Source organism: Bradyrhizobium sp. LB8.2 (assembly GCF_040548035.1).
In the GTDB taxonomy this organism is placed as follows: Bacteria; Pseudomonadota; Alphaproteobacteria; order Rhizobiales; family Xanthobacteraceae; genus Bradyrhizobium.
The window spans coordinates 1-16,118 of the sequence record NZ_JBEPQV010000045.1 but is presented as its reverse complement, the minus strand read 5'-3'; the positions used below and the strand labels follow the sequence as shown (position 1 = coordinate 16,118).

The 16,118-nt window shown below is 64.5% G+C and carries 16 protein-coding genes; 6 read left to right on the top strand and 10 right to left on the bottom strand.

The features are described 5' to 3' along the window. Window positions 1-79: 79 nt before the first annotated feature. Genes otnK through ltnD form a run of 3 tightly spaced genes read right to left on the bottom strand, consistent with a single transcriptional unit; the run spans window position 80 to window position 3,173 of the window. The gene (otnK, locus tag ABIB06_RS35440) at window positions 80-1,357 is read right to left on the bottom strand and encodes a 3-oxo-tetronate kinase (protein WP_247441482.1); all 1,278 of its coding nucleotides are present in this window, start codon (window positions 1,355-1,357) and stop codon (window positions 80-82) included. Beyond that, a complete protein-coding gene (otnI, locus tag ABIB06_RS35435; protein ID WP_247349763.1) occupies window positions 1,354-2,136 on the bottom strand; it encodes a 2-oxo-tetronate isomerase in 783 nt (260 codons plus the stop codon). Before otnI ends, otnK begins: the two co-directional genes overlap by 4 nt. 14 nt (window positions 2,137-2,150) lie before the next feature. Further along, on the bottom strand, window positions 2,151-3,173 hold the full coding sequence (ltnD, locus tag ABIB06_RS35430) for an L-threonate dehydrogenase (RefSeq protein ID WP_502917772.1): 1,023 nt from the start codon (window positions 3,171-3,173) through the stop codon (window positions 2,151-2,153). On the opposite strand from ltnD, the gene otnC reads away from it, so the two are divergent. After that, window positions 3,172-3,876 (top strand): 3-oxo-tetronate 4-phosphate decarboxylase, encoded by a 705-nt coding sequence (gene otnC, locus ABIB06_RS35425; RefSeq protein ID WP_354053035.1) that lies wholly within the window; start codon window positions 3,172-3,174, stop codon window positions 3,874-3,876. The two genes, ltnD and otnC, sit on opposite strands and share 2 nt — an antisense overlap. Window positions 3,877-4,012: 136 nt before the next feature. Here otnC and ABIB06_RS35420 read toward each other — a convergent pair whose 3' ends face one another. The 6 genes from ABIB06_RS35420 to ABIB06_RS35395 all read right to left on the bottom strand — a co-directional run bounded on the left by ABIB06_RS35420 (window position 4,013) and on the right by ABIB06_RS35395 (window position 9,618). Beyond that, a complete protein-coding gene (locus ABIB06_RS35420; RefSeq protein ID WP_247349760.1) occupies window positions 4,013-4,717 on the bottom strand; it encodes an ABC transporter ATP-binding protein in 705 nt (234 codons plus the stop codon). Beyond that, window positions 4,701-5,432 carry an ABC transporter ATP-binding protein gene (locus tag ABIB06_RS35415; RefSeq protein ID WP_354053034.1) on the bottom strand — a complete coding sequence of 244 codons (732 nt, stop codon included), beginning with the start codon at window positions 5,430-5,432 and terminating at the stop codon, window positions 4,701-4,703. Before ABIB06_RS35415 ends, ABIB06_RS35420 begins: the two co-directional genes overlap by 17 nt. Next, entirely contained in the window at window positions 5,429-6,412 is a 984-nt protein-coding gene (locus ABIB06_RS35410; RefSeq protein WP_354053033.1) for a branched-chain amino acid ABC transporter permease, read from the bottom strand. The genes ABIB06_RS35415 and ABIB06_RS35410 overlap by 4 nt, the downstream gene beginning before the upstream one ends. Then, window positions 6,412-7,290, bottom strand: a complete 879-nt coding sequence (locus tag ABIB06_RS35405) for a branched-chain amino acid ABC transporter permease (protein WP_456679083.1) — start codon at window positions 7,288-7,290, stop codon at window positions 6,412-6,414. The genes ABIB06_RS35410 and ABIB06_RS35405 overlap by 1 nt, the downstream gene beginning before the upstream one ends. A 178-nt stretch (window positions 7,291-7,468) precedes the next feature. Beyond that, window positions 7,469-8,713: an ABC transporter substrate-binding protein gene (locus ABIB06_RS35400; RefSeq protein WP_354053032.1), complete on the bottom strand. Its 1,245-nt coding sequence runs from the start codon at window positions 8,711-8,713 to the stop codon at window positions 7,469-7,471. 89 nt (window positions 8,714-8,802) lie between these two features. Continuing rightward, entirely contained in the window at window positions 8,803-9,618 is an 816-nt protein-coding gene (locus ABIB06_RS35395) for a putative hydro-lyase (RefSeq protein ID WP_354053031.1), read from the bottom strand. Window positions 9,619-9,738: 120 nt separating this feature from the next. Here ABIB06_RS35395 and ABIB06_RS35390 point away from each other — a divergent pair, with 120 nt between their 5' ends. From ABIB06_RS35390 to ABIB06_RS35375, 4 genes are read left to right on the top strand one after another with little or no spacing between them, the layout of a single operon-like run. After that, window positions 9,739-10,656: a LysR family transcriptional regulator gene (locus ABIB06_RS35390; RefSeq protein WP_354053030.1), complete on the top strand. Its 918-nt coding sequence runs from the start codon at window positions 9,739-9,741 to the stop codon at window positions 10,654-10,656. Window positions 10,657-10,688: 32 nt separating this feature from the next. Further along, window positions 10,689-11,939, top strand: coding sequence for a Zn-dependent hydrolase (locus tag ABIB06_RS35385; protein WP_247441464.1), 1,251 nt, complete (start codon window positions 10,689-10,691; stop codon window positions 11,937-11,939). 12 nt (window positions 11,940-11,951) lie between these two features. Next, window positions 11,952-12,863 (top strand): NAD(P)-dependent oxidoreductase, encoded by a 912-nt coding sequence (locus ABIB06_RS35380; RefSeq protein ID WP_354053029.1) that lies wholly within the window; start codon window positions 11,952-11,954, stop codon window positions 12,861-12,863. A gap of 11 nt (window positions 12,864-12,874) precedes the next feature. Then, the gene (locus ABIB06_RS35375) at window positions 12,875-13,948 is read left to right on the top strand and encodes a malate/lactate/ureidoglycolate dehydrogenase (RefSeq protein WP_354053028.1); all 1,074 of its coding nucleotides are present in this window, start codon (window positions 12,875-12,877) and stop codon (window positions 13,946-13,948) included. 55 nt (window positions 13,949-14,003) lie between these two features. Here the strand turns inward: ABIB06_RS35375 and ABIB06_RS35370 are convergent, their stop codons facing one another. Beyond that, complete coding sequence (locus ABIB06_RS35370) at window positions 14,004-15,077, bottom strand: tartrate dehydrogenase (protein ID WP_247441458.1); 1,074 nt, start codon at window positions 15,075-15,077, stop codon at window positions 14,004-14,006. A 157-nt stretch (window positions 15,078-15,234) separates the two neighbouring features. Here ABIB06_RS35370 and ABIB06_RS35365 point away from each other — a divergent pair, with 157 nt between their 5' ends. Continuing rightward, window positions 15,235-16,011, top strand: a complete 777-nt coding sequence (locus ABIB06_RS35365) for an SDR family oxidoreductase (protein ID WP_247441456.1) — start codon at window positions 15,235-15,237, stop codon at window positions 16,009-16,011. Window positions 16,012-16,118: the final 107 nt, after the last annotated feature.

The following is a 16,118-nucleotide window of genomic DNA, read 5'->3' as shown; positions in this document are numbered from 1 at the left end:
CTGAGCAGACGTTAATTACGACTCCGTACGAGTACGGAAGCCCGAAACAAGTGAACATGACGCTAAAAATGCCCTGCGCTCAGCGCATGAGCCCAAGCGCGTCCGTGAAAAACGCCGCGCCGCCGAAATTTCCGGACTTCAAAGCAAGCAACATGTCGCCTTTTTCAGCACCGACCGCGCGCAGCACCGGGACGCCCGCCGCGATCTCTACTCCGACGAGAAATCCAGGAATCTTTAGCCGGTCGACCACGGCGCCCGATGTCTCCCCGCCGGCAACGACCAGGCGCTTGACGCCGGCATGCACCAGCCCCTCGGCGATATCGGCCATGGCCTGCTCGATGGCGTGACCGGCCGCGTCGCGGCCGTGGCGCGCCTGGAGCGCTGCGACCTGGTCCGGCGTCGAGCTCGATGCAATCAGGACCGGACCGTCGGCGAGTCGCGGCTTCGCCCAGGCCAGCGCACGCTGCGCCTCGTCCTCGCCCGTAGTAATACGGTCCGGATCGAGATGTAACACCGGCATGACACGCTCGGCATTCGCGATCTGCTGAAGCGTCGCCTGCGAGCAGCTTCCGGCAAGGCAGGCCGCGGATCCGCCGACCGTGGCGCCGGCGCCGCTGCTGGCCGCTGCCGATTTGACCTTGCCTGTCGAGACCAGCGCGCGCGCCAGGCCAAGGCCGATGCCGGAGGCACCGACCGACAGCCGGTGTTCGGCAGCGACGAGGCCGATGGCCTCGAGGTCGCGGTCGAAGACGGCGTCGATGATCGCCGCGCCAACGCCCTTGCCGGCGAGCTCGGCCAGCCGCGCCCGCACGGCATCTGCGCCGCGGGTGACCGTGGCGAGGTCGACGAGGCCGATCTGCGTCCCGCTCTGACGCGCCAGAACGCGCACCAGGTTGGAATCGTGCATCGGGTTGAGCGGATGGTCCTTCAGCGGGCTCTCGTTCAGCGGCACGGCGCCGACGAACAGATTGCCCTGGTAAACGGTGCGGCCGGTTTCCGGAAACGCCGGCGTCACCAGCACCACCGACTCGCCGCCATCGGCGCGCAGCGCGTCCATCACCGGGCCGATATTGCCGGCATCCGTGGAATCGAAAGTAGAGCAGATCTTGAACAGCACATGACTCGCGCCGCGGCTGCGCAGCCATGTCTCGGCCGCGCGCGAGCGCGATACGGCAAGACCGGCTTCGATCGAGCGGCTCTTCAAGGACACCACGACGGCGTCCACCTCGGGCAGCGCGAGATCGTCCGCGGGAACGCCGATGGTCTGGACGGTGCGCAGGCCCGCGCGTGTCAGCGTGTTGGCGAGATCGGAGGCGCCGGTGTAGTCGTCGGCGATGCAGCCCAGTGCAAGTGTCACGGCTTCACTCCGGCATAGGGCTGGAACCAGGCAAGACCGTCCGTGGTCTTGCCGCGCGGATTATATTCACAGCCGACGAAGCCGGTGTAGCCGAGCCGGTCGAGTTCGGTGAACAGGAACGGATAGTTCAGCTCCTCGCCGTCAGGCTCGTTGCGCGAGGGGATGCTGGCGATCTGGACGTGGCCGATGATCGGCATCATCTCGCGCAGCCGCATCGTGACGTCGCCATGGATGATCTGGCAGTGATAGATATCGAACTGGAGCTTCAGGTTCGAAATCCTCAACTCGTCGATCAGGTCCCGCGCGAAACCGAAATCATTGAGGAAGTAGCCGGGCACATTGCGCGCATTGATCGGCTCGAGCACGATGTCGATGCCGTGCGGCGCAAAGAACTCGGCGGCCCACGCCACCGATTTGTAGAACGCCTCGATGGCGACGCGCTCGCCACGGTTGGCGATGCCGGCCATCAAATGCAGCCGCTTGACGCCGGTCGCCTTGGCGTAAGGCAGCGCGGTCTCCAGGCTTTGCTTGAGCTCGGCGAAGCGCGAGGGGAGTGCGGCAAAACCCTTCTCGCCGGCATTCCAGTCGCCCGGCGGCAGGTTGAACAGCGCCTGCGTCAGGCCATTGCGCTTGAGCCGCTCGCCGACCGCTTCGGCCGGATGCTCGTAGGGAAAGAGAAACTCGACGGCGGTGAAGCCGGCTTGGGCTGCGACATCGAAGCGGTCGAGGAACGGCACCTCGGTGAACATCATCGAGAGATTGGCGGCAAAACGGGGCATTGGAGTCCTCTTGTCTACTTGTCGCCGGGGAGCTTGACGCCGGTGACCTTTGCATACATCCGCGCCACCGACGCGTCGTCGTCGCGGCCCATGCCGGCGGCTGCCGTCATCAAGAACATCTGGAGCGCGGCAGCGGAGACCGGCACCGGGAATCTGGCGCTGCGCGCCATGTCCTGGATGATGCCGAGGTCCTTGACGAAGATCTCGACCGCACTGCGCGGCGTGTAATCGCCGTCGAGCACGTGCGGCATGCGGTTCTCGAACATCCATGAATTCCCGGCGGACGCCGTGATCACCTCATAAACCTTGCGGATGTCGAGCCCCTGCTTGGCCGCGAACGCGATCGCCTCGCTGGCGGCGGCGATATGCACGCCGGCGAGCAACTGGTTGATCATCTTGAAGGCGGCGCCTTGGCCTGCGGCATCGCCAAGCTCGTAGAGCTTTGCGGCCATGGCATCGAGCGCAGGCCGCGCTTTCTCAAACGCAGCCGGACTGCCGGAGGCGAGAATCGTCAGCTCGCCTTGCGCGGCGCGCTGCGCCCCGCCGGAGATCGGCGCATCCAGATAGTGCCGGCCGGTCGCCTCCAACTGCTTGGCAAGGCGCCGCGCCACGTCGGGATCCATGGTCGCGGACGACAGGAAGACGCTGTCCACGGGCATGGCTTCGGCGACGCCGTCCTTGCCGAACAGGATGGTCTCGGTCTGCGCGGCATTGACGACGACACTGACGACGATATCGGCGTCCTTGGCAGCTTCGGCCGGCGTCTTGGCGCCTGCGCCGCCGTCCGTCACGAAACGCGCCACCGCATCGGCCGAGACGTCGCAGCCGGTGACAATATGTCCGGCGCGTTTTAGCGAGGTCGCCATGCCAAACCCCATCGAGCCGAGCCCGACGACGGCGATGCGCTGATTCTGTGACGTGGAGGCGGACATGCAACTCATCCTTGCGAACGTTTCCCGGACGGCCGCCCTTGCGGCAGCTTGGCAACCGAATAACACGGCTTGGCCGCGCTGCCAAAGCGTGAGACAAACGGACATGACGGCCATGAGCAACGAGACAAGGCTGCGCGAAGACATTTGCCGCTTCGGACGGTCCCTGTTCGAGCGCGGGCTGACGCCCGGCTCCTCCGGCAATATCAGCATCAGGCTGGACGGCGGCGGCTGGCTGGTGACGCCGACCAACGCCTCGCTCGGCTTTCTCGATCCCGCAAAACTGTCGCGGCTGGACGAGCAGGGCCGGCTGGTTTCGGGCGATGCGCCGACCAAGGAAGTTCCGCTGCACACTGCGCTCTACGCCACGCGCGGGAGCGCAAGGGCAATCGTGCATCTGCATTCTACCCACTCCGTCGCGCTGTCGATGCTCCCCGAGATCGACCCGCGTGCCGTGCTGCCGCCGATGACGGCCTATTATCTGATGAAATGCGGCGCCACCGCGCTCGTGCCCTATTACCGCCCTGGCGATCCCGAGGTCGCGGATGCCATCAAGGGGCTGGCGGGGGAATATTCATCCGTGCTGCTCGCCAATCACGGCCCGGTGGTATCAGGCGACACGCTGGAGGCCGCGGTGTTCGCAACGGAGGAGCTGGAGGAGACGGCGAAGCTGTATCTGCTGCTGCGCGGGATGAACCCGCGCTATCTGTCGCCGGAGCAGGTGGAGGATCTGGTGAAAGTGTTCGGGGTGAAGCTGCCGGAGCATGGGCATGAGCACGGGCGCTCACCGCATACTCCGCCGTCATCCTGAGGCGCGAGCCTTGTGATGCAATGCATCGCAAGGTGAAGCCTCGAAGGATGGGCTAGAGGCGTTCGCGGCGCATCCTTCGAGGCGCGCGAAGGGCGCGCACCTCAGAATGACGGTAGAGATTGTGGTGGCAGTCTAGTTACAGCCCCAGATATGCCTTGCGCACATCCGGATTGCCTCTGATCTCGCTTGCTGCGCCCTGCATCAGCACGCGGCCGGTTTGCAGGATGTAGGCGCGGTCGGCGATCTCAAGGCACTCCGCCATGCGCTGCTCGACGATTAGCACGGTCATGCCGGCGTCGCGGATGCGCTTCACGGCCTGGAAGATTTCGTCGACCAGCTTCGGCATGATGCCCTGTGAAGGCTCGTCCAGCATCAGCAGCCGCGGGCGCGTCATCAACGCGCGGCCGATCGCGAGCATTTGCTGCTCGCCGCCGGAGAGCGTCTCGGCGCGCTGCTCGAGGCGTTCGGACAGGCGCGGGAACAGCTTGAAGACGAGATCGAGCGGACTCTCACGATCGGCCTCGCCACGATAGAGATAACTGCCGAGGCGCAGATTGTCGCGCACGGAGAGGCGCGGAAACAGGCGGCGGTTCTCCGGCACGTAGGCGATGCCGGTGGCCGTGATGTGGTGCTGCGCCATGCCGTCGAGCCGCTTGCCGTCAAACGTCACGGTGCCCGAGCGCGGGCGCTCGGCGCCGGCGATGGATTTCAGCAGCGTCGACTTGCCCGCGCCGTTGGCGCCCGCGACGCAGACGATCTCGCCCTTCTGGACTTCGATCGAGATCGCGGAGATCGCGACCAGGCCCTGATAGGCGGTCGTGACTTCACGCACCGACAGCATGACGATCTCCCAGATAAGCGCTGATCACCTTGGGATCGCGGACGACCTCGGTGGGCTTGCCCTCGACCAGCACCTTGCCGAGGTCGAGCACGATGGCGCGATCGACCAGCGGCATCACGATCTCCATGACATGCTCGACCATCAGCACGGTGATGCCGGCATCGCGCACCTTGCGCACCAGGGCGACACCGGTCTGCGCCTCGGTCGGCGTGAGGCCGGTGAGGACTTCGTCGAGCAGCAGCAGCTTCGGTTCGGTCGCCAGCGCACGGGCGACTTCGAGACGGCGCTTCTCGGCCGGCACGAGGTCGCTCGCCAGCACGTCGGCACGCGCGGCAAGGCCGGTGAACTCCAGCACCTCATACGCCTTGCGGCGCGCCACGCGCATCACGGTGTTACGCACGAGAGCACCGACGATGACGTTGTCGATGACAGTCATGGTCTCAAAGCTCCTGACCACCTGGAACGTGCGCCCGACGCCGCGCTGACAGCGCTCGGCCGCGGGCATCTTGGTGACGTCCTCGCCGTCGAACCAGATCGAGCCTTGAGTCGGCGGCAACACGCCGGCGATCAGATTGAACAGCGTCGACTTGCCGGCACCGTTGGGGCCGATCAGGCCCACGATCTCGCCGCGGCCGACCGAAATCGAGACGTCGCTGTTGGCGACGAGGCCGCCAAAACGTTGCCAGACGCCGCGGGTTTCAAGGAGCGCGGTCATCGCGAGGCTCCCTTCGCTTTAGAACGGGAGAACAGACTGACCAGCCCCTGCGGCAGAGCCAGCGAGATCGCCACGATCAGCCCGCCATAGACGATCAGATCGACGCCGCGCCCGGAGCCGCCGATATAGGAGCGCGTCAGCTCCGTCATCGGGATCAGGATGGCCGCGCCAAGCACCGGGCCCCAGAGAGTACCGATGCCACCAAGCACTGCCGGCAGCGCCATCAGCAGCGAGAACTGGAAGCCCATGACGCTCTCAGGATCGATATAGGCGAGAAACTGCGCATAGAAGGCGCCGCCGATGGCAACGAGGAAAGCGGAGACGGCGGCCGCGCCCATCTTGGAGTTGAACACGACGACCCCGAGGCTCTCGGCCGCTTCCGGATTGTCCTTCACCGCGCGCCACCAAAAGCCCCATTTGGAGTCTTCCAGCCACCAGGTGACGAACCACGCGAGGCTGCACAGCACCAGCGCGAAATAGAAGTACGGCAGCTTGCTGCGCATGAACTGGAATTTCAGCCAGCTGTCGCCGCGCACCTGAATGGTGATTCCCATCGCCGCCCCCGCCCATTCCCAGTTCTGGAACAGCAGCAGCCCGATCTCGGCGATGACGATGGTCGCGATCACGAAGTAATGGCCGCGCAGGCGGAAGAAGGGATAGCCGAGCCCCATCGCAATGAGGGCGGCAATCACGCCGCCGGCGAGCATGCCGAACCAGGGCAGCACGCCGAACTTGGTGAACAGGAGCTCGGTGGTGTAGGCGCCGATCCCGAAATAAAGCGCGTGTCCCAGCGAAATCTGCCCGCAGTAGCCGGAAAGAATGTTCCAGCTCTGCGACAGCGCCGCATACATCAAGGTCAGGATCAGGATGTTCTGGACGTAGACGTCCTTGATGAACAGCGGGGCGAGCGCTGCGAGCCCGGCCAGCACCGCGGCGATGATGAGGTCGCGGCGGCGCCGCACGGCAAAATTCTTGTCCATCACATCGACCCGAACAGGCCGCGCGGCCGGATGAAGACGACCAGCAGGTAGACTGCGTAGATGCCGACCGATTTCAGCGACGGCGGCAGCACCAGCGCGGTGGTCGCTTCAACGAGGCCGACGATGATGCCGCCGGCGAAAGCGCCGAACACGCTGCCGAAGCCGCCGAGCGCCACCGTGACATAAGCGATCAGCGCAAAGGACGCGCCGACGTCGGGATAGATATAGAAGAAGCTTGCCATGATCGCTCCGGCGAGGCCGACCAGCGCGGCACCAAGTCCCCAGCCAAGCGCGAACACGCGGTTCTTGTCGATGCCGACCAGGGCCACCGCGCCGGGATCTTCACGGGTAGCTTCCAGCGCGCGGCCGAAATCGGTGCGATGGATGAAGAAGTAGAGCCCGGCAAAGGCCAGGATCGAGACCAGCGCGCCCATCAGCTGCGGCTCGGGCAGGAAGATGCCGGCGATTGAGATCGTCTTGCCGCCGAGCCAGGAATGCGGAACGCTGCGATAGTCCGGCGTGAAAAAGAACTGCGCGAGGCCGCGCATCACGATGGCGAGGCCGAAGGTCGAGAAGATCTGCACCATGCCGGCATTGGCCTTGGCCCGCATGGCAAAGCGCACGACCAATAGATAGACCACAGCTCCGAACACGAACAGCGCGGCAGCCACCAGCGGCGCCGACAGCAGGGGGTCGATCGCGAAGAACGTGAACAGGAAGAAGCTCACATACATCGCGATCATCAGGAACTCGCCATGGGCGAAGTTCACGACGTCCATCAGGCCGAAGATCAGCGCGAGGCCGACGGCGATCAGTCCGTAGAGCAGACCCATGAGAAGGCCGCTCGCGAGACTCTGGATAATGGTTTGGGCTGTCAAAAGTCCGTCCCCCGAATTACGCCCTCATCCTGAGGAGCGCGCTGCGCGCGTCTCGAAGGATGGGCCCGCCCTCGTCCTTCGAGACGCGGGCTGCGCCCGCTCCTCCAGCGACAACGGCTTCGCCGTTGCGCAGGGATGAGGGCGGGAGCTACCGTCTGAGCTCCCGCTTTCCTAAATCTTACTTCATCGGCCAGATCGCTTCAGCGATCGCGGCCTGCGGCGGGAAGATGGTGACGAACTTGCCGCCGACATATTGCAGCAGCACCGGGTCGGCATCGTTGTTCTGGCCCATCTCGTCGAACTTGACGCGCTTCCAGGGCATGATGGTCTGCTCGCCCGGGATGTCGGTGGCGGCCAGCGCGTCGCGGATCTTCTCGCCGTCCGTCGACTTGGCACGGCTGATGGCGTCGGCGAGGATGATCAGGCCCATGAACTGGCGCGAGGTGAGATCGTTGAAATCCTTGCCCGACCGCGTCTTGAACATCTCGTTGATCTTGCCGACCATCGGGCGCTTCTGCGCCAGGTCCAGCGAGAAGGTGCCGCGCGAGATCACGCCTTCGAGCTTGTCGCCGACGGCATCATAGAGCGCCTTCTCCGAGAAGCCGGCGTCCTGGGCCACGATCGCATTCGGCTTGTAGCCGAGCTCGGCCATGGTCTTGACCAGCAGGATGCCGTCGGTGGTGTAGCTCGACGGCATCAGCACGTCGGCGTTGGCGCTCTTGAGCTGCTGCACCTCGGCCGAGAGCGAGGGCGAGTTGGCGCGATACTTGATGTCGGTGACGATCTTGTAGCCGCGCTCGCCGGCGATCTTGGCCTGGGCGTTGCCGGAATCGGTGCCGAAGATGGTGTCCTCGTGGAACAGCGACAGCGTCTCGATCTTGGTGCCCTTCTTTTTCAAGGCATCGAAGAAGTCGAACATCGCGGCCGAATACATCTCGTCGTGCGGCGCGGCGCGGAAGTAATATTTCAGGCCACGGCGATGCAGGCTGGGCGAGGAGTTGTCGGCGGAGACGAACGGGATCTGGTAGCGCTCGCAGATCTGGCTGACGGTGACGGCGACCGCGCTCTGATAGGTGCCGATGATGGCGGAGACCTTCACCTGCGTGATCAGGCGCTCGGCTTCGGCGCGCCCCTTCTGCGGATCGGCCTGGTGATCGGCAAACACGAGGCGGACCTTTGCGCCGCCGAGACCCGGCAGGCCCTCGCCCTTCGCCAGCGGCAAGTCGAAATCGGTGTCCTTGTTGATGACCTCGAGCGCGGTCTCATAGGCCTTCTGCGCGTCGACGCCCTGCTGCGCGCTGCCGCCCGAGAACGGATAGATCACGCCGATCACGACCTCGGAAGTCTGCGCGCGCGCTGCCAGCGGCACCAGCGCGGCTGCAGCGGTAGCTCCCAACAATACGTCGCGGCGAGTGATCGTCATGGCAAAGTCCCCTGTTACTGAATTTCGACTGATCGAATGAAACGATTGATGGATGCGGTAAAGCCCGAAGAAGCAGCAAACGCTGCCCACTAAATCACGGCCATGGTCCTGTTCTTGATATCCGTCACCAGCATCAGGCCGGGCGAATGCGTGATCGCGAACGGCACCTTCGCGGCGTTGATGACCGATTGCGGCGTCACGCCGCAGGCCCAGAACACCGGGATCTCATCGTCGGCAACCGGCACCGGATCGCCGTAATCGGGCTTGGCGATGTCCTTGATACCGATCAGATGCGGATGGCCGAGATGCACGGGCGCGCCGTGCACGGCTGGATAGCGCGAGGTGATCTGCACCGCGCGGATCGCGTCCGCCGGTTTGAACGGACGCATCGAAACCACCATGGGACCGGCGAAAGGACCGGAGGCGCCGCAGGCGATGTTGGTGCGATACATCGGCACGCGCACATTGTGCTCGATGTGGCGGATCGGCATGCCCTCGTCGAGCAGCGCCTCTTCGAACGAGAACGAGCAGCCGAGCACGAAGGTCACGAGATCGTCGCGCCAATGCTTCTTCACATCGGTCGGCTCGTCGACCACCTCGCCGTCGCGCCAGACGCGATAGCGCGGCACGTCGGTGCGGATATCGAGATCGGCTCCGAGCGCCGGGGTGTGCGGACTGCCGACCTCGGACATCCCGATGATCGGGCACGGCTTGGGATTGAGCTGGCAGAAGCGGTGAAAGGCGCTGGCATATTCCGCCGGCAGGATCGCCAGATTGCCCTGGACGAAGCCGGGAGCCACGCCGGCGGTCGAGGCGACCAGACCCTCGCGGTAGGCAAGCCGCGCCTTGCGGCTCGGAAGCATGTCGGGCGTTTCAGTTTGCTGCACTGCCACCAAAACAGTCATGTGATCGACCTGCCTATAAACTCGACAAAGACAAGCCAACACCAAGCGTGCTATAAAGTCTAATCGTCGTTTCTAATCATTCTCGATAAATTTTGTTTATCGATCGGGAAAATCCTTCCAGTGCTGGACTTCAGGTCGATCGAGACGTTCCTCTGGGTTGTGAAGCTCGGCAGCTTCCGTGGTGCCGCAGCAAGGCTCAACACGACCCAGCCGGCGATCTCCCAGCGAATCGCTCAGCTCGAGCGCGAGATGGGCGTGAAGCTCCTCAACCGCGATCATCGCGTGGCTTCGCCGACGCCGAGCGGCCGGCAGATGATGGTGTATGCGGAAAAACTGATCGGCCTGCGCGCCCAGATGTTGGCCGAGGTCGGCGACCGCTCGGCGATGCGCGGTGTGATGCGTCTCGGCGTTGCCGAAACCATCGTGCACACCTGGCTGCCCCGCCTCGTGAAGAGCATGAACGGGGTCTATCCGAACCTCTCGCTGGAGATCGAGGTCGACATCACGCCGAACCTCACCGCGCGCCTGCTTGCGCAAGAGATCGAGCTTGCCTTCGTCGTCGGTCCGCTCTCGGCCTCCGGGGTGCACAATCGCGTCCTCGCCGACTATCCGATCGGCTTTCTCGCCAGCCCCTCGCTCGGCCTCGGCCATGGACCGGTAACGCGGGCTGAGCTGGCGCGGTTTCCGATCATCACCTTTCCGCGCAAGACGCGGCCTTATGAGGTCGTGCGCGAAGTGTTCGACCGGCCGGAGCTGCCGCCGATCCGGCTGCACGCCTCCGCCTCGCTCGCGACCGTCATCCACATGGCGGTCGAGGGCCTCGGCATCGCTGTGATTCCCGACGCCATCGTCGAGAGCGAGCTGGCAGACGGGCGGCTGCAACTGCTCGACACCGATCTCGAAATCGCGCCACTGACATTCACCGCGAGCTGGCTCGCCTCGCCCGACGTCGTGGCGGTGGAGCGCGTCGCAGAGCTTGCATGTCAGATTGCGCAGAGCAGCCTCGCAGTTGACGCGCCCGCGCCGGCGCGTCATTGAAACAGGCGCCGGACAAATGAGAGACTGACCGCATGAGCCGAGCCGCCACCAATTTGCAAATCGATTCCGCCCGCCTCTGGGGCTCCATCCACGAGACCGCGCAGTTCGGCGCGACGGCCAAGGGCGGCGTGCGGCGGCTGACGCTGAGCGCGGAGGACAAGCAGGTGCGCGACTGGTTCCGCAAGGCCTGCGAGGACGCCGGCCTAGAGGTGCACACCGATGCGCTCGGCTCGCAGTTCGGCCTGCGCAAGGGCCGCGACATGTCGAAGCTGCCCGTCGGCATCGGCTCGCATCTCGACACCCAGCCTACCGGCGGCAAGTATGACGGCATTCTGGGAACGCTCGGCGCGCTCGAAGTGATCCGTACGCTGAACGACGCCGGCATCGAGACCGAGGCGCCGATCTGCGTCGTCAATTGGACCAATGAAGAAGGCTCGCGCTTCGCCCCCGCGATGATGGCCTCCGCAGCCTATGTCGGCGACTTCACCACTGATGACATCCTGTCGCGCAAGGACGTCGAAGGCGTCACTGTCGGGCAGGCACTCGACGGCATCGGCTATCGCGGCGACAAGCCGGTCGGCTTTCAGAAGCTCGGCTGCTTCGTCGAGTTGCACATCGAGCAGGGTCCGATCCTTGAGGCTGAGAGCAAGACCATCGGCGTGGTCGATTCCGGCCAGGGTGTGCTCTGGTACGACGGCAAGATTACCGGCTTCGAGAGCCATGCCGGATCGACGCCGATGCCGTTGCGGCGCGATGCACTCGCCACGCTCTCCGAGATCGTGCTGGCAATGGAGGCCATCGCCAGCAAGCACGGGCCGAAGGCTGTCGGCACCATCGGCGAGGCCGTGATCGCAAACCCCTCGCGCAATGTCATTCCCGGCGAGATCGCCTTCACCATGGATTGCCGCAGCGCCGATGGCGCGATCATGGACGCGCTCGATCGCGATTTGCACGCTGCCATTGCCGAGATCGCCACGCGCCGCAAGGTCGAGGTCAAGATCGACCTCGTCTGGCGCAAGCCGCCGACGCATTTCGATCCGAAGCTGATTGCAGCGGTGGAGAACGCAGCGAAGACCCTCGGCTATTCCTCTCGCCGCATCACCTCGGGCGCCGGCCACGACGCCTGCAACCTCAATACCGTCATGCCGGCGGCGATGGTGTTCGTGCCCTGCAAGGACGGCATTAGCCACAACGAGCTGGAGGACGCCACGCAGCCCGACTGCGCGGCCGGCACCAACGTATTGATGCACACCGTGCTGGCGATCGCCGGCGTCGCGTCCTGACCGGAGAAAACCATGCGCGGAGTTTTCGTCGACGCCAATGAAGCTCTCGCCGTGATCATGGAGCGGCTGGAGCAACCGGGCGATCCCAAGGTGCGTATCCACAGGGATCCCGACATCAAGCCCGAGCAATATCCTGAGATCCTCGACGGCGCCGAGATCGCGATCGTCGATCACACCGCGCTGCCGACCGAGGTCGCGAAGAAGTGCGCAGGGCTGAAGCACGTGGTGTTCCTCGGCACCGGTGCGCGCAGCTACATGAATCCGGAAGAGCTCGCCGAGCTCGGTATCTCCGTGCATCTGATCAAGGGCTATGGCGATACGGCGGTCGCGGAAGCCGCGATCGCGCTGATGTGGGCCTCGGCGCGAGGCATCGCGATGATGGATCGCGAGATGCGCGGCGGCAACTGGCTGCGCGAGGATGGCATGCAGCTCACCGGCAAGACGCTCGGCCTGATCGGCTTCGGCGGTATCGCCGCCGAGGTCGCACGCATTGCCTCGGGCAGCGGCATGAAGGTGATTGCCTGGAACCGCTCGCCCAAGAGCCATCCGGGCGTCGAATTCACCGATCTCGACGAATTGCTGGCGCGAGCCGATGTCGTGTCACTGCATCTGCTGCTCAACGACGAGACCCGCGGCATGATCACCCGCGAGAAGATCGCGAAGATGAAGCCGGGCGTCATCCTCATCAACACCGCCCGCGCCGCCGTCGTCGACGAGACCGCCATGATCGACGGGCTGAAGTCGGGCCACATCCGCCATGCCGGCCTCGATGTTTTCAACATCGAACCCCTGCCCGGCGATCATCCGCTGACGAAGATTCCGAACGTGACGCTGTCGGCGCATTCGGCCTTCCGCACGCCGGAAGCAAGTGAGAACCTGATCGAAGCGGCGTGGGTCCACTGCCGCCGGATCGTGAAAGGATAAGAGCAACAACAATGGCCGACTATCGCACCATCAAGGCACAGCCGCTCACCAACGTCGTCCGCGCCATTGTCAAGGCCGGCGGCTCCACGGACCGCGAGGCCGAGCTCGTATCCACGAACCTCGTCGAGGCCAACCTCAGGGGACATGACTCGCACGGCGTCGGCATGATCCCGCGCTACGTCCAGAGCGTCACCACGGGCGGCCTCGCCGTGAACCAGCACGTCAAGATCGTGCTCGACACTGGTCCGCTTCTCACCCTCGACGGCCTCACCGGCTACGGCCAGGTGATCGGCCATGAAGCGATGGAGCTGGCGGCCGAGCGCGCCAAGCGCAACGGCGTGTGTCTCGTCGGCCTGTCGAACTCGCACCACATCGGCCGCATCGGCCACTGGGCCGAGCAGTGCATCGGCCACGGGCTGGTATCGATTCACTTCGTCAACGTGATCTCGCGCCCGATCGTGGCGCCCTGGGGCGGCAGCGATGCGCGCCACGGCACCAACCCCTTCTGCGTCGGCATCCCGCGCAGAGGCAAAGAGCCGATCGTGCTCGACTTCGCCACCAGCAGGATCGCGCAGGGCAAGACCCGTGTCGCCCACAACAAGGGCGTCGAGCTCGAACCCGGCACCATCATTGACAATGAAGGCAAGCCCACCACTAATCCGCGCTACACCGTGATCCCGCCGCACGGCGCCATCCTGCCGTTCGGCGAGCACAAGGGTTCGGGGCTCGCGCTGGTGTGCGAAATCCTCGGCGGCGCGCTCTCCGGCGGGCAGGTGGTCAAGGGCCCGTCCGACGGCAAGCACAACGTCCTCAACGGCATGCTCTCGATCATCATCGACCCGGGCAAGCTCGGCACCGGCGAGAATCTGGCGCGCGAGGTCGAGGGCTTCGTCGCCTGGCATACCGGCTCACCGCCCGCCCCCGGCGTCGACAAGGTGAAGATCGCCGGCGAGCCCGAGCGCGAGACGAAGAAGAAGCGTCTGGCGGAAGGTATTCCGGTTGATCCGACCACCTGGCAGGAGATTCTGGAAGCCGGGAAGAAGTTTGGGCTGGATCAGGCGGCGATCGAAAAGATCGCGGGGTAGCTCTATGTCGTCCCGGCGAAGGCCGGGACGGCCACCCCGCGGTTAGCGGATCGAACTAATCCACCATCTCCGCGACTGCCTTGCCGCAAGCCGTGGTGTCAGCATTGCCGCCCAGGTCCTTGGTGCGGAGCGTGCGCTCGGCCAGCGTGCGCTCGATCGCATCGACGATCGACTTGCCGGCTTCCTTCTCGCCGAGATGCTCGAGCATCATCGCGCCCGACCAGATCGCACCGATCGGGTTCGCAATTCCCTGGCCCGCGATATCTGGCGCCGAGCCGTGCACCGGCTCGAACACCGACGGGAAATTGCCCTCGGGGTTGATGTTGCCTGACGGCGCGATGCCGATGGTGCCGGTGCAGGCGGGGCCGAGATCGGACAGGATGTCGCCGAACAAATTGGAGCCGACCACGACGTCGAACCAGTCCGGATGCAGCACGAAGTTCGCCGTCAAAATGTCGATGTGGTACTTGTCCCACTTCACGCCCGGAAACTTCTTGGCCATCGCCTCCACGCGCTCGTCCCAATAGGGCATGGTGATGGAGATGCCGTTCGACTTGGTCGCCGAGGTCAGGTGCTTCTTCGGCCGCGACTGCGCGAGCTCGAAGGCGAATTTCAGGATGCGATCGACGCCGATGCGGGTCATCACCGTCTGCTGGGTCACGAACTCGCGGTCGGTGTCCGGGAACATGCGGCCGCCGACGGACGAATATTCGCCCTCGGTATTCTCGCGCACCACCCAGAAATCGATCTCGCCCGGCTTGCGATTTGCCAGCGGCGACGGCACGCCCGGCATCAGCCGCACCGGACGCAAATTCACATACTGATCGAACTCGCGGCGGAATTTGATCAGTGAACCCCACAGCGAGACGTGATCCGGAATCTTGGCCGGCCAGCCGACCGCACCGAAGTAAATGGCATCGTGCTTGCCGATCTTGTCCTTCCAATCGTCCGGCATCATCTGGCCGTGCTTCTCGTAATAGTCCCAGGACGAGAAGTCGAAATGATCGAAATGAAGAGACACCCCGTGCTTCTTCGCTGCGGTCTCCAGAACGCGCAGACCCTCCGGCATCACTTCCTTGCCGATGCCGTCACCGGGAATGACCGCGATCCGGTATTGCTTCTTGCTCATCGAGAACGTCCTTGATTGGTCCGGCAGCCGCCGCGTTTTTTGACCGCACTGCAATGGACCAAACGCGGCGGCAGTGCAACGCTGCACTGCAATGTTGACCATGGCGCGGCCAACCGCCTACTGATTTCATCCTGTTCTCACCGAGCGAGTAACTTCCATGGATCTGCATCTGCGTGGCAAGCGCGTCCTGATCACGGGTGCGTCCAAGGGCATCGGCGCAGCCGCCGCCGAGGCCTTTGCCGAGGAAGGCTGCCATCTCCTCCTCGCCGCCCGCAATGGCGATCAGCTCAAGGCGCTGGCCGAGCGCCTGCGCTCCGCCCATCAGATCGATGCCGCGACGAGCATTGTCGATCTGCGCAAGACTGAGGATTTGGCGCGGCTGGCGAAGGAGGCCGCCGACATCGACGTGCTCGTCAACAATGCAGGCGACATCCCCGGCGGCTCCATCGACAAGATCGACGAGGCGACCTGGCGGCACGCCTGGGAATTGAAAGTGTTCGGCTACATCAACCTCACGCGCATGATTTACGCGCAGATGAAGGCGAAGGGCGGCGGCGTCATTGTCAACGACATCGGCGCCGCCGGCGAGAAGTTCGACGCCAACTACATTTGCGGCAGCGCCGGCAATGCCGCGCTGATGGCCTTCACCCGCGCGCTCGGGGGCAAGAGCCTCGCCGACAACATCCGCGTGGTCGGCATCAATCCCGGCCCGGTCGGCACCGACCGTCACGTCACCCTGCTGAAGACGCGGGCAAAGCACCAGTTCGGCGACGAGAGCCGCTACAAGGAATTCCAGAAGAGCCTGCCGCTCGGCAGGCCGGCGCATGCCCGCGAGATCGGCGACCTCATGGCGTTCCTGGCGTCGGATCGCGCCGGCTATACATCGGGCGTCATCTATACGGTGGATGGCGGCATCAGCGCGGGATGGGGTTGAGTTTTTCTGTCATTGCGAGCGCAGCGAAGATTCCATGGGGAGTGGATAGCGACCAAGTCTGAGGCCAGACTGAGGTTGCAATACCACCCAACCTGGAGACGACGATG

Coding starts and splice junctions, on each gene's coding strand:
- ABIB06_RS35375 (WP_354053028.1), top strand. CDS start 12,875: ATGGCCGACTATCGCACCATCAAGGCACAGCCGCTCACCAACGTCGTC.
- ABIB06_RS35365 (WP_247441456.1), top strand. CDS start 15,235: ATGGATCTGCATCTGCGTGGCAAGCGCGTCCTGATCACGGGTGCGTCC.
- ABIB06_RS35380 (WP_354053029.1), top strand. CDS start 11,952: ATGCGCGGAGTTTTCGTCGACGCCAATGAAGCTCTCGCCGTGATCATG.
- ABIB06_RS35410 (WP_354053033.1), bottom strand. CDS start 6,412: ATGGACAAGAATTTTGCCGTGCGGCGCCGCCGCGACCTCATCATCGCC.
- ABIB06_RS35370 (WP_247441458.1), bottom strand. CDS start 15,077: ATGAGCAAGAAGCAATACCGGATCGCGGTCATTCCCGGTGACGGCATC.
- otnI (WP_247349763.1), bottom strand. CDS start 2,136: ATGCCCCGTTTTGCCGCCAATCTCTCGATGATGTTCACCGAGGTGCCG.
- ABIB06_RS35385 (WP_247441464.1), top strand. CDS start 10,689: ATGAGCCGAGCCGCCACCAATTTGCAAATCGATTCCGCCCGCCTCTGG.
- ABIB06_RS35415 (WP_354053034.1), bottom strand. CDS start 5,432: ATGACCGCGCTCCTTGAAACCCGCGGCGTCTGGCAACGTTTTGGCGGC.
- ABIB06_RS35420 (WP_247349760.1), bottom strand. CDS start 4,717: ATGCTGTCGGTGCGTGAAGTCACGACCGCCTATCAGGGCCTGGTCGCG.
- ABIB06_RS35395 (WP_354053031.1), bottom strand. CDS start 9,618: ATGACTGTTTTGGTGGCAGTGCAGCAAACTGAAACGCCCGACATGCTT.
- ltnD (WP_502917772.1), bottom strand. CDS start 3,173: ATGTCCGTTTGTCTCACGCTTTGGCAGCGCGGCCAAGCCGTGTTATTC.
- otnC (WP_354053035.1), top strand. CDS start 3,172: ATGACGGCCATGAGCAACGAGACAAGGCTGCGCGAAGACATTTGCCGC.
- ABIB06_RS35400 (WP_354053032.1), bottom strand. CDS start 8,713: ATGACGATCACTCGCCGCGACGTATTGTTGGGAGCTACCGCTGCAGCC.